Below are 24,578 nucleotides of genomic sequence, written 5' to 3'. Positions count from 1 at the left end.
CCATATGATTCTTTCTAATGATGGTTTGGTCGCTTTTCATTATAGATCTTATGGGACTTTTTTTCTACACAAAAATAGGCTCCATAAGATCCATAGGGGATTTACCCACTACAAATATTATAGAGCCACTTATTTTTGATTTAGTAAAGCTATGATCCTTTTCATAGTAATCACGAATATAGTCGTTGCTTCTTGTAATTTTATGTAAAAAAAGACCAAATGATCCAGGTGTATCAAGAACATGTCTTTATTACATTTCCGCATTTTTAGCCTCTCTCTTGTAGGGCTATTTAGTTTTTCCTTTAAAATACAACATCTTCTGAAAAGATGTTCGTAATCCTTAAGGGGAATAGAATAGATTTTAGACTTATCCTCTTTTTGGGTAACATCCTATTTTTGAAGAGCAAATTTGACAATGCTTAATATCAAAATAGTGGGTTTCCTGAGTAATATATCTATCCATTTTCTTCCTGTACAAACAAAGAGGGCCTGCATTTTTATTAAATAAAACATCTTCTTTGAGATTAAAGTCATTAACAAAAGCTTGATGTAGCTTAGCGACTAAATTCATATGTTCCTTCTTGGTAAATTGAATTCTATATCTCCCAGAATAGACCCTATACCCTAAAACAATTACGGCATTATCTTTAGTTTTATGATAAATTTTTTTAAAATAGGATTAAGATTTTTTACCAGTTATCACGATACAGACTGTGATCATACGATCGTCTATTATTGTAAGATGCTCTTTAGAGCCATAAAAGGAGCTATTTAAGTAAGCTTCATTTTTAGCAGAGGTTTATAAGTTTTATAGACAACCTCTATACTTCTTTAAGCAAATTTAATTTTTGTGAAACTACAAATAATGTTATTAATTCTTCCTTGATATCTTCCAAGAAATTATTTTCCACAAGATTTTGTGCATTTGCACAGAATTTCTTATGATTTTAATAAGTTTTAGCATGAGTCGCACCCATAATGAGAATTTTACTTTCAATCAAGTCGTGTTCAAGATAGATTTTTCTATTTTTAGTGATGACTCAATTAACCCTTCGGCTTTGATTCGAAATTTATGGAATTGAGTCAATGAAGAAGATTCAATAGAAGCTATACCAAGGAAATTTTTAAAAGCACATCAGAAAAGGATTGCACAAACACATCCACATCAGATAATGTAGAGTTGTCTTTTAACTAGTGATGGTTTAATATTATAATCGCATTCACAGTCAGAACTAAAATTTTTTAACTCATCGTATCGTAAATAAAGCTAAATTACAACGTTCTGTTAGCTGGCGTAAAAAGTTTCTTTTGAAAAAAAGATCATATAGACTGGAATAGAGAAAAATTTTTTAAAGTTAACTGATTATAAGACATGCAATCACGTTAACTCTTAAGTATACCATCCCCTAAAAGAATAGCTAATGATGACTTTTTCATTAGGTTGTCAGAATGATTTTAGTACCATTTATTCCGTGAGGAATTACGAGAGACATAGACAGAGTAACAAGAAATTATGAAAATTCAGTTGAAGTAGCACTAAAGATGAAGTTGCAAAATTTTATCTTAGACATCCTTAAGAATCTGATTTTTTAGGTGTCTCCTTTACTGCCATTCTACATACAATAAGATTAGCAATGGATATGCTAGCTAATTTTAATCTATAAACTAATTTAATTTTTAGAAGGATTTAATTATTATTCGTTAAATGTTATGAGTTTTGATATCAAGTGTTTCACTACTTAAGAAATTTATAAAAAATATGTTTGAAATCATTAAATGTTTAATTCGTAAACAAAAAAAAATAAAAATCAAACAAAATACAACAAAAAAACATTGACAACGGTTTCATATAGTGTTATACTTATACCATAAAAGTTAAATATGAAGGAGAAGGTCATGGGATTAGATCATTTCTTTGACAAAGACTTAGTCTTTTGCTTAGAAGCAGATAATCAAGAGCAACTTTTCGATCAAGTTGCAACCCTATTGGAAGAAAAGAAAGTTGTTACAGAGACCTATCGATTGGCCTTGATTGAACGTGAAAAATTGTTCCCAACTGGTTTGGATATGGAGTTTTTAGGGAAGGATTTGCCTAACGTAGCTATCCCTCATACTGATACAATTCATAATCTAACTGAAAATGTTGTCGTGGTTCGTCTGGAAAAACCAGTAACGTTCCACAATATGATTGCTCCTGATAAGGAAGTAGAAGTATCATTACTCTTCTTTATCATCAACAATTCAAGTTCAAGTCAAACAAATATACTTGCACAGTTGATGGACTTCTTTACAGGCAATGGTCATCTTGAAGCGCTGTCTAAGATTACGGAACCTGAAGCTTTGTTCCAATATATCTCAGAAGCGACTGCTTAATTTGTTAATAATTTTTATATAAAAACGGAGGAAATCCAAATGATTAAAATTCTTGCTGCTTGTGGTGCAGGTGTTAACTCAAGCCACCAAATTAAAAGTGCTCTTGAAGAAGAACTTTCTAACCGTGGGTACGATGTTCAATGTGATGCTGTTATGGTAAAAGATGTCAATGAAGACTTGATTAAAGGTTATGATATCTTCACACCAATCGCTGCTACTGATTTAGGTTTTGAACCAGGTATCCCAGTTGTTGAAGCAGGACCAATCTTGTTCCGTATTCCAGCTATGAGCGCTCCAGTTTATGACAATATTGAAGCAGCTATCAAAGAACATGGTCTAAGCTAATTATTAATTTGTAAATATTCCATAAAAATAAAGGGAGGAAAATTATGGATTTCATTATTGACTTGGCCAATAAAGTATTCAAGCCAATCTTGGATATGGGTGGCCCAATTATCATGCTGATCATTTTGACAGTATTGGCTTTACTATTTGGAGTGAAATTCTCCAAAGCACTTGAAGGTGGTATCAAACTTGCCATCGCACTTACTGGTATCGGTGCTATCATCGGAATGCTTAACGGAGCTTTCTCAGCTTCTCTTGCAAAATTCGTTGAAAATACTGGTATTCAATTGAACATCACCGACGTTGGTTGGGCACCACTTGCTACAATCACTTGGGGTTCAGCTTGGACACTCTACTTCTTGCTTGTGATGTTGATCGTCAACATTGTAATGCTTGCAATGAAGAAAACTGATACACTTGACGTCGATATCTTTGATATCTGGCACTTGTCTATCACAGGTCTTTTGATTAAATGGTACGCTGACAACAATGGAGTTAGCCAAGGAGTTTCACTCTTCATCGCGACTGCAGCAGTTGTCCTTGTAGGTGTTCTTAAAATCATCAACTCTGACTTGATGAAACCAACATTTGATGACCTTCTTAACGCACCAAGTTCATCACCAATGACTTCAACTCACATGAACTACATGATGAACCCAGTTATCATGGTTTTGGATAAGATTTTTGATAAACTCTTCCCAGGTCTTGATAAATACGACTTTGACGCTGCTAAATTGAACAAACGAATCGGTTTCTGGGGATCTAAATTCTTCATCGGTTTCATCCTTGGTATCGTTATCGGTTTGATGGGAACTCCACATCCAGTTCCTGGTGTTGAAGGTGCTGAAAAATGGGAACTTGTTATTAAAGGTTGGTTGTCACTTGGTTTGACTGCCGGTGTCTGCTTGGAGCTCTTCTCATTGATCGGTTCATGGTTCATCGCGGCCGTAGAACCACTTTCACAAGGTATTACAAACGTTGCTACTAAACGTCTTCAAGGACGTAAATTCAACATCGGTCTTGACTGGCCATTTATCGCTGGTCGTGCTGAAATCTGGGCTTGTGCTAACGTACTTGCACCAATCATGTTGGTTGAAGCAGTGCTTCTTTCAAATGTCGGAAATGGTATCTTGCCACTTGCTGGTATCATCGCAATGGGTGTAACTCCAGCTCTCTTGGTAGTTACTCGTGGTAAATTGCTCCGTATGATTATCTTCGGAACACTCTTGTTGCCACTCTTCCTTCTTTCAGGTACACTTATCGCACCATTTGCAACAGAACTTGCTAAAGGTGTAGGTGCCTTCCCAGAAGGTGTAAGCCAAACTCAATTGATTACTCACTCAACTCTTGAAGGACCAATCGAAAAACTATTTGGTTGGGCAATTGGTAATGCTACAACTGGTGATATCAAAGCTATCCTTGGCGCATTAGTATTCCTAGTATTCTACGTTGGTATCTTTGCATGGTACAGAAAACAAATGATCAAACGTAATGAAGAATACGCAGCAAACGCAAAATAATTCGCTCCTAAAAATGTAAATTGTAAAAACTAGGTTGTCAGTTTCCAAATCTGGAGTCGACAGCCTAGTTTTTTTAGGCCTTAAATAAATGGAGGTAATTCTAATGATTGAATTAAAAACAGAACAGTTAAGTGTACAGTTTCAAAATTTTGGTGGTGCACTTTCTTCAATAAAAGACAAAGATGGAATTGAGTATTTGTGGCAGGGAGATCCAACTTACTGGAGTGGACAAGCACCTGTTTTATTTCCAATTTGTGGATCCGTTAGAAATGATACTGTCTTATATCATCAAGAAGATGGTAGTCAAGTAACAGGTAAAATTCCACGTCATGGATTGGTTCGAAAAAAAGAATTTGAATTAGTAGAACAAACAGAGAATGCTGTCACCTTTGCGATCGAAGATGACCAAGAAATGTATGAGAACTATCCCTATCATTTTCGCCTAGAAATAACTTATACTGTTACTGGAAAGACTATTCGTACACAGTATCAAGTTACCAATAAGGAAACAGATAAGAAAATGCCTTACTTTATTGGTGGACATCCAGGCTTTAACTGTCCTTTATTTGATGATGAAGCTTATGAAGACTACTATCTTGAGTTTGAAAAGCCAGAAACTTGTACAGTTCCAAAACCATTCCCAGAAACAGGAATGTTAGATTTTCAATATAGAAGTAGCTGGTTAAAAGACCAAAAAGAATTGGATCTAAACTATGATTTCTTTAGCTATGATGCTGTGACTTTAGATGAGTTAGCCTCTCGCTTTGTTTCCTTACGTTCACGTAAGCATGATAAGGGGTTGAAACTAGACTTTAAGGAGTTTCCAAACCTCATCGTTTGGTCAACGCTCAATAAAGGTCCCTTCCTTGCTCTGGAACCTTGGTCAGGTTTGTCCACATCACTTGAAGAGGGCGATCATCTAGAGGATAAGAAGAATGTTCGAATTTTAAATCCAGGTCAAAGTGATCAAATTGGTTTTGATATAGAAATTTTCTAAAAAATAAACAAAAACAAACATAAACTGTTGACTTTTTTAAACAATAGTAGTATATTGTGTTTAGAAAGAACAATTTGTGTTTGTTTTAACAAGTTATTCTTCCAATTTCTCCAAGGAGAAGTTACAAAGAGTGATTAGATGAATCATTCTTAAACTAAAATAGTCAACAAAAACTACTAGTAACTACTTGGTGATGGTCATTTTCTTTCCAGAACCAAAAAATTTTTACTGGTCTATTATAAAAAAGGAGTATACAATATGTCTATTGTTATTGGTGCAGATGCTGCAGGTTTGAGATTGAAAGAAGTCGTGAAAGATTTCTTGGAAAAAGAAAACTTCCACGTTGTGGATGTTACAGCTGAAGGTCAAGACTTCGTTGATGTAACTCTTGCAGTTGCTGAAGAAGTTAAAAAAGAAGAACAAAACCTTGGTATTGTCATTGATGCTTATGGTGCAGGTCCATTTATGGTTGCTACTAAAATCAAGGGAATGGTTGCAGCAGAAGTATCTGACGAACGTTCAGCTTATATGACTCGTGGTCACAACAACTCACGTATGATAACTATGGGTGCTCAACTCGTTGGTGACGAATTGGCTAAGAACATCGCTAAAGGCTTTGTAAATGGTAAGTATGACGGTGGTCGTCACCAGATTCGTGTCGACATGTTGAACAAAATGTGCTAATTTTTATAACGAAAGAAAGGTAAGATAAAAATGAGAATTGCAATTGGATGTGACCACATCGTAACTAATGAAAAAATGGCGGTTTCAGAATTTTTGAAATCAAAAGGACATGAAGTCATTGACTTTGGTACTTATGACCACGCTCGTACCCACTACCCAATCTTTGGTAAAAAAGTTGGTGAAGCAGTAGTTAGTGGCCAAGCTGATCTTGGTGTATGTATCTGTGGTACTGGTGTAGGTATCAATAATGCTGTTAACAAAGTTCCAGGTGTTCGTTCTGCTTTGGTTCGTGATATGACAACAGCTCTTTATGCAAAAGAACAATTGAATGCCAACGTTATCGGATTTGGTGGTAAAATCACTGGTGAATTGCTTATGTGCGATATCATTGAAGCTTTCATCAACGCTGAATACAAACCATCTGAAGAAAATAAAAAATTGATCGCTAAAATCCAACACGTTGAAACTCATAACGATCATCAAACGGATGCAAACTTCTTTACAGAATTCCTTGAAAAATGGGATCGCGGTGAATACCACGACTAAGAGGTGACTCATGATTTTAACAGTCACAATGAACCCATCCATCGATATTTCCTATCCTTTGGATGAATTGAAAATTGACACTGTCAACCGTGTTGTCGATGTTACGAAAACAGCGGGTGGTAAAGGTCTTAACGTTACACGAGTTCTATCAGAATTTGGTGATTCTGTAGTCGCAACAGGACTTGTCGGTGGTAAACTTGGTGATTTTTTAGTAGAAAATATTGATGATAAAGTAAGCAAACATTTCTTCTCTATTCAAGGTGAAACCCGTAACTGTATCGCAATTCTACATGGAGAAAACCAAACAGAAATCCTAGAAAAAGGTCCTGAAGTTCAAGAAAAAGAAGGTCAAGATTTCTTGGCTCATTTCAAAGAACTTTTAGAGACTGTAGAGGTAGTGGCCATTTCAGGTAGTCTACCTGCAGGACTTCCAGTTGATTACTATGCTAGTTTAGTTGAACTTGCAAATCATGCTGGGAAACCTGTTGTCTTGGACTGTTCAGGAGCTGCACTTCAGGCGGTTCTCGAATCTCCACATAAACCAACGGTTATCAAACCAAATAATGAAGAATTGTCTCAACTTTTGGGTAGAGAAATTTCTAAAGACTTGGATGAATTAAAAGAGGTTCTTCAAGAGCCCCTATTTGAAGGAATTGAGTGGATCATCGTTTCCTTAGGTGCTAATGGTGCCTTTGCAAAACACGGTAACACTTTCTATAAAGTAGATATTCCAAGAATCCAAGTTGTAAACCCAGTTGGATCTGGTGATTCAACAGTTGCAGGTATTGCATCAGGTCTTTTCCATAAAGAATCTGATCAAGAATTGCTGACTAAGGCGAATGTCCTTGGTATGCTAAATGCTCAAGAAAAAATGACCGGTCATGTCAATATGGCTAACTATCAAGGCCTATATGACCAACTAGTAGTGAAAGAGGTATAAAATGGTTTTAACAGAAAATAAACGTGCATGTTTGGAAAAACTCTCAGACGAAAATGGTATCATCTCAGCTCTTGCTTTTGACCAACGTGGTGCTTTGAAACGCCTTATGGCTCAATACCAAACAGAAGAGCCAACAGTAGCTCAAATGGAAGAACTTAAAGTCTTGGTAGCAGATGAATTGACTAAATACGCTTCATCTATGCTTCTTGACCCTGAATACGGACTACCTGCAACTAAAGCTTTGGATAAAGAAGCTGGTCTTCTCCTTGCTTATGAAAAAACAGGATATGATACTTCAAGCACAAAACGTTTGCCTGACTGCTTGGATGTTTGGTCTGCAAAACGTATCAAGGAACAAGGTGCAGATGCTGTTAAGTTCTTGCTTTACTATGATGTAGATAGTTCAGATGAATTGAACCAACAAAAACAAGCTTACATCGAACGCGTAGGTTCTGAATGTGTGGCTGAAGATATCCCATTCTTCTTGGAAATCTTGGCTTACGATGAAAAAATTGCGGATGCAGGTTCTGTAGAATACGCTAAAGTAAAACCACGTAAAGTTATTGAAGCTATGAAAGTATTCTCTGATCCACGTTTCAACATCGATGTATTGAAAGTTGAAGTTCCAGTAAATGTGAAATACGTTGAAGGATTTGGTGACGGCGAAGTTGTTTACAGCCGTGAAGAAGCAGCAGCATTCTTCAAAGCTCAAGACGAAGCAACTAACTTGCCATACATCTACTTGAGTGCTGGTGTTTCAGCTAAATTGTTCCAAGAAACATTGCAATTTGCTCATGATTCAGGTGCTCGTTTCAATGGCGTACTTTGTGGACGTGCTACTTGGGCGGGTTCAGTTGAACCTTATATCAAAGAAGGTGAAGCAGCAGCTCGTGAATGGTTGCGTACAACAGGATTTGAGAACATTGACGAACTCAACAAGGTTCTTAAAACAACAGCTACTTCATGGACTGAACGTGTGTAAACTTCCCTCTTTATGTCCTAAAACCTAGTAAAAAAAACTTTAAAACATTTTAAAAAAAAGTTGTATGTAAAGGTTTACAAAAAATCATTCTTGTGTTATACTAAAGTCACAAGTTAATACAAAGTGAGTGTTACTAAGTAATATTAGGCATGATCACAGATGATTCAGATGTATATTTTCTGAGTTCATTTGTGGTCATTTTTTATGCTCACAAAACTTAAATAATAGGGCAAGGAGGTTGCCATGTATCGGATATTAAATCCAATGAATAACAATGTTTCTCTCGTGCGTAATAGCAAGGGAGAGGAGTTGATCGTAATTGGTAAGGGTATTTCGTTCGGTAAGAAGAAGGGAGATTTGATTTCTGAGGATCAGGTTGAAAAAGTTTTCCGAATGAAAACGGAAGAGTCGCGAGAAAATTTTATGGCTCTTCTCAAGGATGTACCGCTTGATTTTATTACGGTCACTTATGAGATAATTGATAATCTTTCTAAAAAATATCAATATCCTGTCCAAGAGTATCTATACGTCACTCTGACAGACCATATCTATTGTTCTTATCAGGCTATTAGCCAAGGGCGTTATAAGGACAGCAATTTGCCTGATATTTCTGCAAAATATCCTATCGCTTTTCAAATTGCACAAGAAGCCTTTGAAATTTATCGTCAAAAACTGACAGAAAATTTTCCTGAGGACGAGATCATTCGTATCGCTTATCACTTCATCAATGCAGAAGGTGAAAATGAAGTTGAAGTTGTTGAGTCGATTGATAAGAGAAAGGAAATTTTAAAGAGAGTTGAAAGCGTTTTGAAGAGTTATAAAATCCAGCGAACACCTGAAAATAATAATTTCTACGACCGCTTTATGATTCATCTAAATTATTTTTTGGATTATTTGGATCGTAGTCGCGATGATAATCAATCCTTGCTCGATATGGAAGAACATATAAAAAATACCTATCCAGAGGCATTCGAGATTGGTAGTAAAATTTATGAGGTCATTGCTCAAGAAACTGGTCTTGACCTCTACAAGAGTGAACGAGTTTATCTTGTTCTACACATCCAACGTTTATTGTCATAACACTTTACTATAAAATATATAAGGAGAATTCTATCATGAATAGAGAAGAAGTAACATTGTTAGGTTTTGAAATCGTTGCCTATGCAGGTGATGCTCGTTCAAAATTATTGGAAGCTTTGAAGGCTGCTGAAGCTGGTGATTTTGCGAAAGCGGATAGCTTAGTTGAGGAAGCTGGTAGCTGTATCGCTGAAGCACACCACGCGCAAACATCTATGCTTGCTCAAGAAGCTGCAGGGGAAGAAATTCCATACAGCATCACAATGATGCACGGACAAGATCACCTGATGACAACAATCTTGCTAAAAGATTTGGTGCATCATTTAATTGAACTTTATAAAAGAGGAGCTAAATAATGAATAAGTTAATTGCCTATATCGAGAAAGGGAAGCCTTTCTTTGAAAAACTATCTCGAAATATCTATCTTCGTGCTATTCGAGATGGATTTATCGCTGGAATGCCTGTCATTCTCTTCTCAAGTATTTTTATCTTGATTGCTTTTGTTCCAAACTCTTGGGGCTTTAAATGGTCTGATGAAGTAGTAGCACTTTTGATGAAACCTTACAGCTACTCTATGGGGATTCTAGCAGTCTTGGTAGCTGGTACCACTGCTAAATCTTTAACAGACTCCGTCAATCGTAGTATGGAGAAAACCAACCAAATCAACTATATGTCAACGCTATTGGCGGCTATTGTTGGTTTGCTGATGTTAGCAGCTGACCCAATCGAGGGTGGCTTTGCAACTGGTTTCCTTGGAACAAAAGGGTTGCTTTCAGCCTTCCTGGCAGCTTTTGTAACTGTAGCTATCTATAAGGTTTGTGTGAAGAACAACGTTACTATTCGCATGCCTGACGAAGTTCCACCGAATATCTCACAAGTCTTTAAAGATGTTATTCCATTTACGCTCTCAGTAGTTTCGCTTTATGCTCTTGACTTGCTCGCTCGTCAGTTTGTCGGTGCAAGCGTTGCAGAATCAATCGGTAAGTTCTTTGCACCTCTTTTCTCAGCAGCAGACGGTTATCTTGGTATTACCATTATCTTTGGTGCCTTTGCCTTCTTCTGGTTTGTCGGTATTCACGGCCCATCTATCGTTGAACCTGCCATTGCAGCGATTACATATGCAAATGCCGAAGTCAACTTGAACCTTCTTCAACAAGGTATGCACGCTGATAAGATCCTTACATCTGGTACACAAATGTTTATCGTTACCATGGGTGGTACAGGAGCAACTCTTGTAGTTCCATTCATGTTTATGTGGTTGTGTAAGTCTAAGCGTAACCGTGCCATCGGACGTGCTTCAGTAGTTCCAACCTTCTTCGGTGTAAATGAACCAATCTTGTTTGGTGCACCACTTGTTTTGAACCCAATCTTCTTTATTCCATTTATCTTCGCACCTATTGCAAACGTATGGATCTTTAAGTTCTTTATCGAAACTCTTGGCATGAACTCATTCACTGCCAACCTTCCATGGACTACGCCTGGGCCTCTAGGTATTGTTCTTGGTACAAACTTCCAGTTCTTGTCATTTGCTCTTGCTGCATTGTTAATCGTAGTGGATATTGCAATCTACTATCCATTCCTTAAAGTTTATGACGAACAAATTCTTGAAGAAGAACGTTCTGGTAAAGCCAACGATGAATTAAAAGAAAAAGTAGCCGCAAACTTCAATACTGCTAAAGCAGATGCTATCCTTGAAAAAGCTGGAGTAGAATCAGCACAAAATACAATTACTGAAGAAACAAACGTACTCGTTCTCTGTGCAGGTGGAGGAACAAGTGGTCTTCTTGCCAACGCCTTGAACAAAGCTGCTGCAGAATACAATGTTCCTGTGAAGGCCGCTGCTGGTGGTTACGGTGCTCACCGTGAAATGTTACCAGAGTTTGATTTGGTTATCTTAGCACCACAAGTTGCTTCAAACTTTGAGGATATGAAAGCTGAAACAGATAAACTAGGCATCAAATTGGCTAAGACTGAAGGAGCTCAATACATCAAGTTGACTCGTGATGGTAAAGGTGCTCTTGCATTTGTTCAAGCTCAATTCGATTGATGATAGGGACTGTAAAACAGTCTCCTATCATCACGGAAATCGCTATGGCGAATTTCCTAATCGCCTTGTTAATTCGTCGGTAAAAAAATATCGTTTTTACCTCTCCTCATGTCACAATTCGACTAACCTTAGGGACTGTAAAACAGTCTCCTATCATCACGGAAATCGCTATGGCGAATTTCCTAATCGCCTTGTTAATTCGTCGGTAAAAAAATATCGTTTTTACCTCCTCATGTCACAATTCGACTAACCTTAGGGACTGTGAAACGGTTTCCTATCATTACGGAAATCGCTATGGCGAATTTCCTAATCGCCTTGTTAATTCGTCGGTAAAAAAATATCGTTTTTACCTCCTCATGTCACAATTCGGTGACTTGCTACAAGAAGTGAGATGGAGATGGATAGCTCACTAACTCCTCTCCGCTCGCTTTTCATTTTATCCAATCAAGAAATAGGTGAAAAAATGACAAAAACACTTCCTAAAGATTTTATATTTGGTGGCGCAACAGCTGCTTATCAAGCAGAAGGAGCTACTCATACAGATGGTAAAGGTCCTGTTGCCTGGGACAAATACCTAGCAGATAACTATTGGTACACAGCTGAACCAGCTAGTGATTTTTACCATAAATATCCAGTAGACTTAAAATTAGCTGAGGAATATGGTGTAAATGGTATTCGTATTTCTATTGCTTGGTCACGTATTTTCCCAACTGGTTATGGTGAAGTAAATCCGAAAGGGGTAGAATTCTATCATAACTTATTTGCAGAATGTCATAAACGTCATGTAGAACCGTTCGTTACTCTTCATCACTTTGATACACCTGAAGCTCTTCACTCAAACGGAGACTTCTTGAATCGTGAAAACATCGAACACTTTGTAGATTATGCTGCATTCTGTTTTGAAGAATTCCCAGAAGTAAACTACTGGACAACCTTTAATGAAATTGGACCAATCGGTGATGGTCAATACTTGGTCGGTAAATTCCCACCAGGTATTCAATATGACCTTTCGAAAGTCTTCCAATCCCACCACAATATGATGGTTTCTCATGCTCGTGCTGTGAAATTGTACAAAGACAAAGGCTATAAAGGTGAAATCGGGGTTGTTCACGCCCTTCCAACTAAGTACCCATTGGATCCTAAAAATCCTGCAGACGTTCGTGCTGCTGAGTTGGAAGATATCATCCACAACAAATTTATCTTGGATGCTACATACCTTGGACACTATTCAGATGCAACAATGGAAGGTGTAAACCACATCTTATCAGTAAATGGTGGTAGTTTGGATCTTCGTGACGAAGACTTTGCAGCACTTGAAGCAGCTAAAGATTTGAACGACTTCCTTGGAATTAACTACTACATGAGTGACTGGATGGAAGCCTTTGATGGTGAAACTGAGATCATCCACAATGGTAAAGGAGAAAAAGGAAGCTCTAAATACCAAATCAAAGGTGTTGGACGTCGTGTAGCTCCTGACTATGTACCTCGTACTGACTGGGACTGGATTATCTACCCTCAAGGTTTGTATGATCAAATCATGCGTGTTAAGAAAGATTATCCAAACTACAAGAAGATCTACATCACTGAAAACGGACTTGGATACAAAGATGAATTTGTGGACAACACTGTTTACGATGATGGCCGTATTGATTATGTGAAACAACACTTGGAAGTATTGTCTGATGCGATTGCAGATGGTGCAAACGTCAAAGGATACTTCATCTGGTCATTGATGGACGTCTTCTCATGGTCTAATGGTTATGAAAAACGTTACGGACTTTTCTATGTTGATTTCGATACACAAGAACGTTATCCTAAGAAATCTGCACATTGGTACAAAAAACTAGCTGAGACCCAAGTGATTGAATAGTACAACTAGTTATTAGGTATAGAATTTAAGCGAGGAAAGTTTATGCTCAAAGATTTTATCAAATCAATCTATGAAAAAGTTTATATTATTAACTTTGAACATTGCTCTCATGTACCATCCTTAACCAAGGAAGAACTTACAAGTCTTGGGAAATGGTATGTCTCGACGGGTAAGGAGTGGATTTGTCATTCAGACTATGAATTCGAAGAATTTCAAAAGCTATTTTTAAATTTTGTCAACGCAGAAGATAAGGATAACATTTCCTTTGTTTCGGATTTTATGCCATTTCAACACTAAAATATTATAAAGAGGAATCTATCTCATACTAGGGGATATTCCTCTTTTTTATCTAGATTTTACCTGAAAGTCAAAAAAATTCTTGACAGATTTATGTGATAGGGGTAAAATCTTAACTAGTTAAATAACCGGTTAAGTATATAGAGAATTAACTCAATTACTCAAATCTTGTTTGATAAATAGAAAATAGAAGGAGGAGTTTTAAAAGTGAGTAATTTTTCTAAATAGATATTTAACCGGTTAAGGAAGTTCTTTAGGAAAAAGTGTAGTACTTCTTTAACGAATAAATGAAATAGAAAGTGTATTATGATGAAAATCAATAAAAATTATGTTCTTGGTTCAGTAGCTCTTTTGACTTTAAGCCTTTCAAGTTATGAATTGGGGCGTTACCAAGCGGTACAGACTAGCAAAGAGTCTAATCGTGTGTCTTATATAGAAGGAAATCAGGCTAGTGCTAAGACTGAAAATCTGACACCAGATGAGATTAGTCAGCGAGAGGGGATTAATGCTGAGCAGATTGTCGTTAAGATTACCGATCAAGGCTACGTAACTTCACATGGAGACCATTATCATTACTTTAATGGCAAGGTTCCTTATGATGCTATTATTAGTGAAGAACTCCTGATGAAGGATCCGAATTATCAACTTCGAAATGAGGATATTGTCAGCGAAGTTAAGGGTGGTTATGTCATTAAGGTTGATGGTCGCTATTATGTATACCTCAAGGATGCTTCCCATACAGAAAATATTCGTAGTAAGGAAGAAATCAATCGTCAGAAGCAAGAACATGGGCATGGTAGTGGAACAAAAGTTAGCAATGAAGTCACCCTAGCAAGGGCTCAGGGACGTTATACAACGGATGACGGCTATGTTTTTAATGCAAGTGATATTATCGAGGATACGGGTGATGCATACATCGTTCCCCATGGCAATCATTTCCACTATATTCCAAAGAGTGACTTGTCTGCCAGTGAATTAGCTGCTGCCCAAGCCTTCTTATCTGGTAAAGGTAGTCAATTAAGTACCGTTGAATATCGTTCAAGCAGAGGAGAAATAAGATCTAGTGTGAGAACGAGTCAATCTGAGACACCTCAAAATCCTGCAACAGATTCTGAAAGTCAAAGTGAGGATTTAGCTAGTCTCCTTCAAGAATTGTACGCTTTGCCACTTAGCCAACGTCATGTAGAATCAGATGGTTTGATCTTCGACCCTGCCCAAATTACGAAAAGAACAGCAAATGGGGTAGCAGTACCTCATGGGGATCATTTCCATTTCATTCCGTATTCGCAAATGTCTGCTTTGGAAGAAAAATTGGCTCGAAATCTGCCAATTGGAGGTCAGCCAATTCAAAGTCATGCTGATAATCCGAAACCAAGCAGTTCTGAGAAACCAAGTTCAACCATTAAACCAAACTTTAATCTCAATATGCCGACACCGAATCGAGGAACTGGAGGAGCCTATACAACGGATGATGGGTATGTTTTTAGTCCGACAGATGTGATTGAAGATACAGGAGACGCTTTTGTTGTACCGCACGGCAATCATTTCCACTATATCCCTAAGAGTGATTTGTCAGCAGGAGAATTGGCTGCTGCCCAAGCTTATTGGAATGGTAAACAAGGCGCACATTCCTCTACAAGTTCAAATAAACCAAGTAGTGATAATTCTAAGCCAGCTCAACCAAGTTTGACAGAGACTCCAAATCTGACTGTCACACCAACTTATCATCAAAATCAAGGGGAAGACATTTCAACACTTTTAAGTGAATTGTATGCAAAACCTTTATCAGAACGCCATGTGGAATCGGATGGTCTAGTCTTTGATCCGGCACAAATTATCAAACGTACAGCTAACGGTGTAGCAGTGCCCCATGGAGACCATTATCACTTTATCCCTTATTCACAAATGTCTGATTTAGAGCAGAAGATTGCAAGAATGATTCCGTTAAAAGGGCAAAATGGATTAAACGAAATTGTTACAGATATTAAACCTCTAGCATCAAAAGAAGTAGTTCATAAGTTCTTAGGACAACCAATCAAAGCTTATGGAAAAGGTTTAGATGGTAAACCTTATGATACGAGCGATGGATATATATTTACCAAAGATTCCATCGATTCTGTTGATAAATCAGGTGTTATTGCCAAACACGGAGATCATTTCCATTATATGGGATATGGTGAATTAGAACAATTCGAATTGGATGAAGTTGCCAAATGGATTCAAGAAACTGGTAAAAATCCAGATTCCATCGTTTCTTCAGTACACTCAGATGAAGAGGAAAGACCAAAGTTTGATTATAAAAAAGTAACTGATAAAATTTCTAGAAATAGTAAAGTTGGTTATATAATTAATGAAGGTGGTAAAGATTATTTTTATTCACGTGAAGAACTCGATCTTACTCAAATAGCTTTTTCTGAGCAGGAACTAATGCTTAAGGATCGAGATCATTATCGTTATGATATTGTAGAAACAGAAATTAAACCAAGATTAGCTGTTGATGTATCTAGCTTGCCTATGCATGCAGCCAATACTACCTATGATACTGGAACTTCCTTCATTATTCCGCATATCGACCACATTCACGTCGTGCCTTATTCTTGGTTAAATAGTGAGCAAATAGCAACTATAAAATATGTCATGCAACACCCTGAAGTTCGTCCTGAAGTTTGGTCAAAACCAGGTCATGATGATGCTGGATCTGTTATTGCTAATGTGACTCCTCTTGAAAAACGCGCTGGAATGCAGAATTGGCAAATTATCCATTCTGCTGAAGAAGTTCAGAAAGCTCTTGCAGAAGGTCGATTTGCAACTCCAGATGGTTATATTTTTGATCCGAAAGATGTATTGGCAAAAGAAACTTTTGTATGGGAAGACAAATCATTTAGTATTCCAAGAGCGGGAGGTGGTTCATTGAGAAGTATCACTAAATCCGACTTGTCAGAAGTAGAATGGAAAGAAGCACAAGACTTAATAGCAAAAAGAATAAAAGAAAAAGAATCCAAAACTGAAACGTCTACACATCCTAATAAAGAATTAAAACCTGATTCAAACAATACTGAAAATAGTGACAAGAATAATACTGCTGTAGATAAAAATGAGGAGCAACCGAAGAAAAATACAGGGGAGAATGAGACTGGTACAACCAACGAAATTCCTTCAGAAAATAAAGAGAATGCCAAAGAAGAAAATGACGATGATTTACCAGACTATGGGTTAGATAAAGTAACTTTAAATGAACATATAGAAAAGTTAGCGAAAATTGCCCAAATTGATCCTAAGTTTCTAATCTTTCAACCAGAGGGGGTTCAGTTTTACAATAAAAATGGTGAATTAGTGATGTATGACATTAAGACACTAAAACAAGTAAAGCCTTAAAACATTTTTGTTAATTATAATCTATTCGAAAGGATATTATTCGATTTTTGATTGAATAATGTCCTTTTCTTTGTTAAACACTGAAATTTGCTGTCTTAAAAAATGAATCAAGGAGTTCTAAAACAATTAAAAGTCAAATGATAAAATGACTAGTGAGAACAAAGAATGAAATCTAGTTCTCACTTTTTTCATGAAAATGCATAAAAAATATTGACATTTTAAATTTTTAGGAGTAAAATGTTTACTAGTTAATTAAATGGTTAAATACTAGTTAAGGAGTTGTTATGAAAAAAAGAACTATCCTATGGCTCATGATTGCCTTCTTTGCTCTCGTTTTAGGAGCTTGTGGACAAAAGACCAGTCAAGACAAGAGTGATGAAACTAAGGGGATGAAGATTGTGACCAGTTTTTATCCTGTCTATGCTATGGTCAAAGAGGTTTCAGGTGATCTAAATGATGTTCGGATGATTCAGTCTAGTTCTGGTATCCATTCCTTTGAACCTTCTGCAAATGATATTGCAGCCATCTATGATGCTGATGTTTTTGTTTATCATTCTCATACATTAGAGTCATGGGCGGGAAGTTTGGATCCGAGCCTACAAAAGTCCAAGGTAAAGGTGTTGGAAGCATCAGAAGGTATGACCTTGGAGCGCGTGCCTGGGTTAGAAGATATGCAGGCAGGAGATGGGATTGATGAGAAGACCTTGTATGATCCACACACTTGGTTAGATCCTGAAAAGGTTGCAGAAGAAGCACAGATAATTGCTGATAAGTTATCCGAACTGGACAGTGCCAACAAGGATACCTATCAGAAAAATGCAGAGAACTTTAGTGCCAAGGCTCATGACTTAACTAAGAAATACCAACCCATCTTTGAAAAAGCAAATCAAAAGACATTTGTGACCCAACACACAGCCTTTTCATATTTGGCAAAACGATTTGGACTCAATCAGCTTGGGATTGCAGGAATATCTCCTGATCAAGAACCAAGTCCAAGACAATTGACTGAAATCCAGGAATTTGTAAAGACTTATAAGGTAAAGACCATCTTTACAGAGAGTAACGCTTCATCAAAGGTAGCTGATACACTTGTCAAATCAACAGGTGTGAGTCTGAAAACTCTCAATCCTTTAGAGGCCGACCCACAAAATGACAAGTCCTACATAGAAAACCTAGAAGAAAATATGGCTATCTTAGCTGAAGAATTGAAATGAGGAGATTATGAAGATTAATAAAAAATATCTAGCAGGATCTGCAGTGGTCCTTGCTTTAAGTGTCTGCGTTTATGCTTTGAATCAACATCAAGCACCTGAGAAAAAAGATGATAATCGTGTATCCTATGTTGACGGTAAAGGATCTGAAGCTAAGAAGAATGAATCTCTGACACCAGATCAAGTTAGCAAGAAGGAAGGAATAGAAGCTGAACAGATTGTTACCAAGATCACTGATCAAGGTTATGTGACGTCCCACGGCGACCATTTCCATTACTATAATGGTAAGGTGCCTTATGATGCCATCTTTAGTGAAGAACTGGTCATGAAAGATCCGAACTATCAGTTGCGTGATCAAGATATTGTCAATGAGATTAAAGGTGGCTATATTATCAAAGTGGACGGCAAATACTATGTCTATCTAAAAGATGCAAGCCATGCTGATAATGTCCGTACCAAAGAACAAATCGAGCAGCAAAAACAAGAACACACATCAGATAGTGGTAATGCAAGTGAGGAAGTTCTTGCTGCCAGAGCACAAGGCCGATATACAACGGATGATGGTTATGTCTTTAATGCTGCAGATATTATTGAAGATACAGGGGATGCTTATATCGTTCCTCACGGTGGGCATTATCACTACGTTCCAAAGAGTGCCCTATCTTCAAGTGAATTAGCAGCAGCTCAAGCCTATCTAGCTGGAAGAGGAAGTCAACCAAGCCTGACGGATTATAAACCAAATCCAAGTGTTACACCAAGTTCTCAAGCCGATAGCCCAGCAACAAGCATCCCAGTAGATCAAGAGGATAGCCTCCAAAGTCTTCTTGCTCAGTTATATGCTTTACCAGTTAGTCAACGCTATCAAGAATCTGATGGTTTGGTATTTGACCCAGCTAAAATTACCAGTCGAACACCATCAGGAGTTGCGATTCCACACGGCAATCACTACCATTTCATTCCTTATAGTAGTATGTCTGCTTTGGAGCAAAAAATTGCTCGTTTGATACCACTTGGCGGTGCCCTAACACTAACAAAGCCGTTAGAAAATCAAAATAAACCAACAGTTCAGCGTGATCATAAAAATGTAAGTCATAAGAACCATCATGAGGATGAACATGATCATGGCTTTGCCGCTGAGCGTGTGATTAGAGAAGATGAGCAAGGTTTTGTAGTTTCACATGGGGACCATGCCCACTATTTCTTCAAAAAAGATTTGTCAGCAGAGCAGATAAAGGCAGCGCAGGAACATTTGCATGGTCATGGCCGAACAGAAGTTCCAAAAGATAATCCAAACACTCATAAAGAGAATGAAGTGAAACATGAGCATCATGAAGATGAACATGATCATGGCTTTGCCGCTGAGCGTGTGATTAGAGAAGATGAGCAAGGTTTTGTAGTTTCACATGGGGACCATGCACATTATTTCTTTAAAAAAGATTTGTCAGCAGAGCAGATTAAGGCAGCGAAAGAACATTTACATGGGCATAGCCAAACAGAAGTTCCAAAAGATAATCCAAACACTCATAAAGAGAATGAAGTGAAACACGAGCATCATGAAGATGAACATGATCATGGCTTTGCCGCTGAGCGAGTGATTAGTGAGGATGAGCAAGGTTTTGTGGTTTCACATGGAGACCATGCCCATTATTTCTTTAAGAAAGATTTGTCAGCAGAGCAGATAAAGGCAGCTCAAGAGCATCTGCATGGTCAACATCAGGCGGAACCTGTAAAACCTCTTGCCAAGACTGTAGAAAGTTTCTCTCGAGATGCCAGCGATGAAGAAAAGATAGCTTATATCTCTAAAACCTATGGTGTTCCGCTTGAAGCGATTCGAATTTCAAATGGATTCTTTGTATTTGGAAATCCAGACCAGGCTTACGACCCAACTCACATTCACCCTTACGCTGTTCGTAAGGAACACGTTCGTATTCCGCTTCAAACAGGAGATGCAGAGCTTGATTTCCTAAACGAACTCTATACAACTGCACTTCGTGATGGTGTCTCTCCATATAGTTTGCAGGTGGAAAATGGCAGCTTCGTCATTCCTCACGGTGACCATAATCACTACATCAAAGTACAAACTAAAGGCTATGAAGTGGCTTTGAAACATAAGATTCCTGCCTTGCAATCTAACTACCAACCAGGAGCCTTTGATGAAGCGACTGTTCAAAATAAGGTTGATCAACTTTTAGCAGAAAGTCGCGAAGTTTACAAGGATAAACCAATTCAACAAAGACAAATTGAGCTTGCCTTGGGACAATTCTCTGAAAATATGAAGAAGCTCTCAACCAACTCAACAGCTGGTTATCTGGCTGCTTTAGATCTCTTTGACAAGCAGTATATTCACGTTGATTCTAGTGTAAAACCAACAGAAATCAGTCCATTAGACAAGAAATATCAAGCTTTAGTAGATAAGATTAATACCTTGGATACGGATGCTTATGGACTTCCGAAGAAGGATCTCTTGGCTCAACTCCAAGAAAATAAATTAGCCCAAGATGAAGCTGGTTTAGATGCTGTTGAAGCTAAACTAGAAGCCCTTCAGGACTTTAATGATCGAACTGGAGTTACAACAGTCGAATACATCAAGTATTTCTACCAACATCTTTCAGATGGTCGTTTAAATGATACTCTTAGAAATAAAGTTGCTAACTTAACTTGGACCCTTTATCAGTCACAATCCTTCCTTAAGGCGACTGACTTAAACAAACTCTTCCCAGAAATCTATCAAACAAAATTAGAGGTAGAAGAAGCAGTGAAGAATGAATCTGTTGCTCATAAACCTTCTGAAACCATCTTAGATAGAGAAAAAGTGGATGGTCACAGTGCTAAAACGGCAGTCTATGAATTTTTGAAAGGTTTGTATGATGATATCAAACCTGAGGAACAAAGCAATTATGTTCGAAAAGCTCAAGTAGAAGGACTCTTAACGAAAGCTGAAGAGTTAGTGGTTCAGGTCAAAGAAGAGGGAGTTAAAGCTTCACTCGCAGACGAGGTGAAAAATCTGAAAGCTGCTCTAGATAAAGATGACGCAGACCTTGATGAATTAAACACGCAAGTCCAAGATCTTCTGAAGCGTATTTCACAAACCATTCAGACTGAACGTGAGAATGCCAACCAAGACCCAGAGATTTTAGTTCTTTATCAAAAACTATACAACGGAGTTATTGCCCTTCATACTTATTTGGAAGTGCATAATGGTTCTGATGCTGACTTTGAAAAGGTTGATGCCTTGTTTGATAAGCTAAGTGCAGCAAGCAAAGACAAGCAAGCTCTTCTAGCTCTTGCTCAAGAAATTGTCTCCTTAAACCAGGAATTTCAATCCAAAGTCAAGCCAGCTGAAGCTAGCACTGAAACAGCCAATAAAGAAACAAATGATAAACAAGCTGAGTCAACCTTAACTCCTGCAACTACATCTCCAGAAACAAGAGAAAAAGTAGCAGAATAATAAAAAAATCAGACAACTACCGTGTCAAAAGTAGGATGCTGATAAAAAAAAGAGGTCGGGAATTTTTTCCCGATCTCTTTAGTCTTTATAAGCTACAATTCCGATGATTGTATCAACAGCACGTTCCATTGTTTGTAGACTAACGTATTCAAAACGTCCGTGCATATTTTCACCACCAGCAAAGATATTTGGCGTAGGAATTCCCATAAAGGAAATTTTAGAACCGTCTGTTCCTCCACGGATAGGCTCGATAATTGGTGTAATATCAAGACTTTCCATGACTGCTTTAGCGATGGTGATTGGAGTCATATCCTTTTCAATGACTTCCTTCATGTTGTAGTACTGGTCTGTCAAAGTCAAGGTTACACGATCACTACCAAGTTCTTGGTTCATCTTATCAGCAATAGCTTGCATGGCATCTTTACGCGCTTCGAAGCTTTCTTTTTCGAAGTCACGAATGATGTAGCTGGCACGCGCTTCCTCAACAGTTCCTGTTACATCCATGAGATGGTAGAAACCTTGGTACCCCTCAGTCAATTCTGGTCGGTCACCAGCTGGGAGTTGATTGTGGAAGTCAATGGCTAATTGAAGGGCGTTAACCATTTGCCCTTTTGCTGTTCCTGGGTGAACATTACGACCTTGGAAGTGCAGTTCTGCACCTGCAGCAGAGAAGGTTTCGTATTGAAGTTCACCAAGAGGTCCACCGTCAACTGTATAAGCAAAGTCGACATCGAAATCTTCTGCATCAAATTTATTGGCACCGACACCGATTTCTTCATCAGGTCCGAAGCCGACACGGATTTCACAGTGTTTAATCTCAGGATGAGCAGTCAAGTATTCGATAGCTGTCATGATTTCAGCGATACCAGATTTATCATCAGCCCCGAGAAGGGTAGTTCCATCTGTAGTAATTAAGGTTTGGCCAGGATATTTCTCTAAGCTTTTGAAATCCGCTGGATCTAGTTTGAAACCAGAGTTCCCAAGCTCGATAACTCCCCCATCGTAGTTTTCAATAACTTGCGGGTTAACACCTTCAGCATTAAAATCAGCTGTATCCATGTGTGAGATAAAACCAATCTTACGAGTCAAACTTGGGTCGTTGGCTGGAAGAGTACCGATAGCAAAACCGTTTGGTAGATAGTAGACATTTTGCAAACCAACACGTTTCATCTCAGGGATGAGGACATTGGTTGCGAAGTCTACTTGACTTTGGGTACTTGGTGTAGTGGTTGAATGTTCGTCAGAACGTGTATTGACTTTGACATAAGTCAAAAAACGCTCCAACAATGTTGGATATTTCATCGTAACTCCTTTTTTTCTTCTTTTAAAACCATTGTATCATAGAAAGAAGAGAAAAACAAAAGTCAGAAGGGAGATAAAATCCATATGTTAGCGTTTACTTATGGCTTCTTTAGTGATACAATAAAAAAGATAAAAATATCACAAGGATGCAGAGATGAAAAAAGCAATTTTAATGATGACATTTGGTTCACCAGAAGAGATTACCTTTGAAGGAGTAGCCGACTTTTTTACCAACATTCGTCGAGGAGTTCGACCTCAAGACCACGAGATTCAAACCCTTTATGATAATTATGTTCGAATTGGAGGAACTCCACTTCAAAAAATTACCCGTGAAGAAGTTGCCTTGGTAGAAGCTAGGTTAGGAAATGAATATAGTGTCTATTTTGCCAATAAATTTTCAACCCCTTTTATTCCAGATGTAATTCGGCAAATGGAAGCAGATGGAATTGAAAAGTGTATTTGCTTGATTTTGGAGCCACACTATTCCTTTTACTCTGTCATGGGGTACGAAAAGTTTCTGGAAAGCAAACAAATTCAGTTTTTAGTTATTAAGGACTGGTATCAAGAAGAAGCACTATTAAATTATTGGACAGCTGAAATTGCTAAGATTTTAAAAGAAAAGGTGAAACAGGATAGCTTTAAAGTCATCTTTTCTGCCCACAGTGTGCCCATTTTTGCCTTGGATTTTGGTGATCCCTATATCGACCAGATTTTCGAAAATAGCAAGTTAATTGCTGAGAAATTAGGCTTGAAACCAGAGCAATATACCAACACTTGGCAGAGCGAAAGTGATATCGGTATTCCATGGATTAAGCCAGATGTATTGGAGTATCTTAGAGAACAGGAAGAACATCCAGAGCATTATATTTTTGTGCCTATTAGTTTTATCAGTGAGCATATTGAAGTCTTGTTTGACAACGATGTGGAATGTCATGACTTGTGCCAGGAATTGGAGGTGAACTACCATCGTCCACCAATGCCAAATACAGATTCTCGTTTGATTGATGCCTTGGTCAATATTGTCCGAGCTAACGAACATAAAGACTTTAGAGAATTCCTCCCAGAAGAAGAAACCTTTGATGAATTAGTCCCTTCGGATGAAACTAAGAATATTTTAGATGAATCACAAGACTTACAAATGCCAGAATTTGTTAAAAAGTTAATTGAGAAAAAAGGTCGTGAAAATGTCAAGATGCCTTATTTAATCAAAAAAATGCTTGAAAAAGCTGGCAAATTACCTAAAGACTAAGTGAAAATAGAAAAGAACTGGTAATACTCTTCGAAAATCAAATTCAAACTGCGTCAACGTCGCCTTGCCGTACTCAAGTACAGCCTGCGGCTAGTTTCCTAGTTTGCTCTTTGATTTTCATTGAGTATAAGGTTTGTTTCAGATTTCTGCTAAGGCAGGATATAACTTAGAAGGTGAAAGAAAAGGCGGTGGGACAGACAGCCATGACGACATAGCCGTCACCCACAGAAACACGAAAATAAAGACAAGAGCCCTCATTTAGAAGTATAATCTAAGTGAGGGCTTTGTGGTTGATAATTTCTTGAATATCACTTT

The 24,578-nt window shown here is 37.8% G+C and carries 18 protein-coding genes and 1 pseudogene; 17 read left to right on the top strand and 2 right to left on the bottom strand.

Features of this window, described 5'->3' with window-relative positions; all coding sequences use genetic code 11:
- Window positions 1-367 precede the first annotated feature (367 nt).
- On the bottom strand, window positions 368-571 hold the full coding sequence (locus tag PCY08_RS09555; RefSeq protein ID WP_301560188.1) for a hypothetical protein: 204 nt from the start codon (window positions 569-571) through the stop codon (window positions 368-370).
- Window positions 572-1,896: 1,325 nt separating this feature from the next.
- Between PCY08_RS09555 and PCY08_RS09550 the strand changes: the two genes are divergently transcribed.
- The 16 genes and pseudogenes from PCY08_RS09550 to PCY08_RS09475 all read left to right on the top strand — a co-directional run.
- Window positions 1,897-2,373, top strand: coding sequence for a PTS sugar transporter subunit IIA (locus tag PCY08_RS09550; RefSeq protein ID WP_301560187.1), 477 nt, complete (start codon window positions 1,897-1,899; stop codon window positions 2,371-2,373).
- A 39-nt stretch (window positions 2,374-2,412) separates the two neighbouring features.
- Window positions 2,413-2,718 carry a PTS sugar transporter subunit IIB gene (locus PCY08_RS09545; RefSeq protein WP_000590576.1) on the top strand — a complete coding sequence of 102 codons (306 nt, stop codon included), beginning with the start codon at window positions 2,413-2,415 and terminating at the stop codon, window positions 2,716-2,718.
- Between the two features lie 44 nt (window positions 2,719-2,762).
- Window positions 2,763-4,238, top strand: coding sequence for a PTS galactitol transporter subunit IIC (locus tag PCY08_RS09540; protein WP_301560186.1), 1,476 nt, complete (start codon window positions 2,763-2,765; stop codon window positions 4,236-4,238).
- A gap of 103 nt (window positions 4,239-4,341) precedes the next feature.
- The gene (locus PCY08_RS09535) at window positions 4,342-5,235 is read left to right on the top strand and encodes an aldose 1-epimerase family protein (protein ID WP_301560185.1); all 894 of its coding nucleotides are present in this window, start codon (window positions 4,342-4,344) and stop codon (window positions 5,233-5,235) included.
- 258 nt (window positions 5,236-5,493) lie between these two features.
- The gene (gene lacA / locus PCY08_RS09530; RefSeq protein WP_000029280.1) at window positions 5,494-5,919 is read left to right on the top strand and encodes a galactose-6-phosphate isomerase subunit LacA; all 426 of its coding nucleotides are present in this window, start codon (window positions 5,494-5,496) and stop codon (window positions 5,917-5,919) included.
- Between the two features lie 30 nt (window positions 5,920-5,949).
- Window positions 5,950-6,465, top strand: a complete 516-nt coding sequence (lacB, locus tag PCY08_RS09525) for a galactose-6-phosphate isomerase subunit LacB (protein ID WP_001216925.1) — start codon at window positions 5,950-5,952, stop codon at window positions 6,463-6,465.
- A gap of 10 nt (window positions 6,466-6,475) precedes the next feature.
- Window positions 6,476-7,405 (top strand): tagatose-6-phosphate kinase, encoded by a 930-nt coding sequence (locus PCY08_RS09520; protein WP_301560184.1) that lies wholly within the window; start codon window positions 6,476-6,478, stop codon window positions 7,403-7,405.
- A 1-nt stretch (window position 7,406) separates the two neighbouring features.
- The gene (gene lacD, locus PCY08_RS09515) at window positions 7,407-8,387 is read left to right on the top strand and encodes a tagatose-bisphosphate aldolase (protein WP_301560183.1); all 981 of its coding nucleotides are present in this window, start codon (window positions 7,407-7,409) and stop codon (window positions 8,385-8,387) included.
- A gap of 243 nt (window positions 8,388-8,630) precedes the next feature.
- Window positions 8,631-9,467 (top strand): PRD domain-containing protein, encoded by an 837-nt coding sequence (locus tag PCY08_RS09510; RefSeq protein ID WP_049510215.1) that lies wholly within the window; start codon window positions 8,631-8,633, stop codon window positions 9,465-9,467.
- Window positions 9,468-9,502: 35 nt separating this feature from the next.
- On the top strand, window positions 9,503-9,820 hold the full coding sequence (locus PCY08_RS09505) for a PTS lactose/cellobiose transporter subunit IIA (RefSeq protein ID WP_301560182.1): 318 nt from the start codon (window positions 9,503-9,505) through the stop codon (window positions 9,818-9,820).
- A complete protein-coding gene (locus PCY08_RS09500; RefSeq protein ID WP_075227658.1) occupies window positions 9,820-11,511 on the top strand; it encodes a lactose-specific PTS transporter subunit EIIC in 1,692 nt (563 codons plus the stop codon). Before PCY08_RS09505 ends, PCY08_RS09500 begins: the two co-directional genes overlap by 1 nt.
- A 463-nt stretch (window positions 11,512-11,974) precedes the next feature.
- Window positions 11,975-13,381 (top strand): 6-phospho-beta-galactosidase, encoded by a 1,407-nt coding sequence (lacG, locus tag PCY08_RS09495; protein ID WP_301560181.1) that lies wholly within the window; start codon window positions 11,975-11,977, stop codon window positions 13,379-13,381.
- Window positions 13,382-13,423: 42 nt separating this feature from the next.
- On the top strand, window positions 13,424-13,678 hold the full coding sequence (locus PCY08_RS09490; RefSeq protein ID WP_301560180.1) for a DUF3884 family protein: 255 nt from the start codon (window positions 13,424-13,426) through the stop codon (window positions 13,676-13,678).
- A gap of 309 nt (window positions 13,679-13,987) precedes the next feature.
- Window positions 13,988-17,053, top strand: coding sequence for a pneumococcal-type histidine triad protein (locus PCY08_RS09485; RefSeq protein ID WP_301560179.1), 3,066 nt, complete (start codon window positions 13,988-13,990; stop codon window positions 17,051-17,053).
- Between the two features lie 284 nt (window positions 17,054-17,337).
- On the top strand, window positions 17,338-18,267 hold the full coding sequence (locus PCY08_RS09480; RefSeq protein WP_301560178.1) for a zinc ABC transporter substrate-binding protein: 930 nt from the start codon (window positions 17,338-17,340) through the stop codon (window positions 18,265-18,267).
- Window positions 18,268-18,274: 7 nt separating this feature from the next.
- Window positions 18,275-21,616, top strand: a pseudogene (locus tag PCY08_RS09475) (pneumococcal-type histidine triad protein); the annotation flags it as partial.
- Between the two features lie 174 nt (window positions 21,617-21,790).
- Here PCY08_RS09475 and pepT read toward each other — a convergent pair.
- Window positions 21,791-23,014, bottom strand: coding sequence for a peptidase T (gene pepT / locus PCY08_RS09470; protein ID WP_301560176.1), 1,224 nt, complete (start codon window positions 23,012-23,014; stop codon window positions 21,791-21,793).
- A gap of 154 nt (window positions 23,015-23,168) precedes the next feature.
- Between pepT and hemH the strand changes: the two genes are divergently transcribed.
- Window positions 23,169-24,263, top strand: a complete 1,095-nt coding sequence (gene hemH, locus PCY08_RS09465) for a ferrochelatase (protein ID WP_301560175.1) — start codon at window positions 23,169-23,171, stop codon at window positions 24,261-24,263.
- The last annotated feature ends 315 nt before the right edge of the window (window positions 24,264-24,578 follow it).

It is taken from the genome of Streptococcus sp. SO4 (genome assembly GCF_030440055.1).
Lineage (GTDB): Bacteria > Bacillota > Bacilli > Lactobacillales > Streptococcaceae > Streptococcus > Streptococcus nidrosiense.
This window is presented reverse-complemented; position numbering and strand designations above follow the sequence as displayed.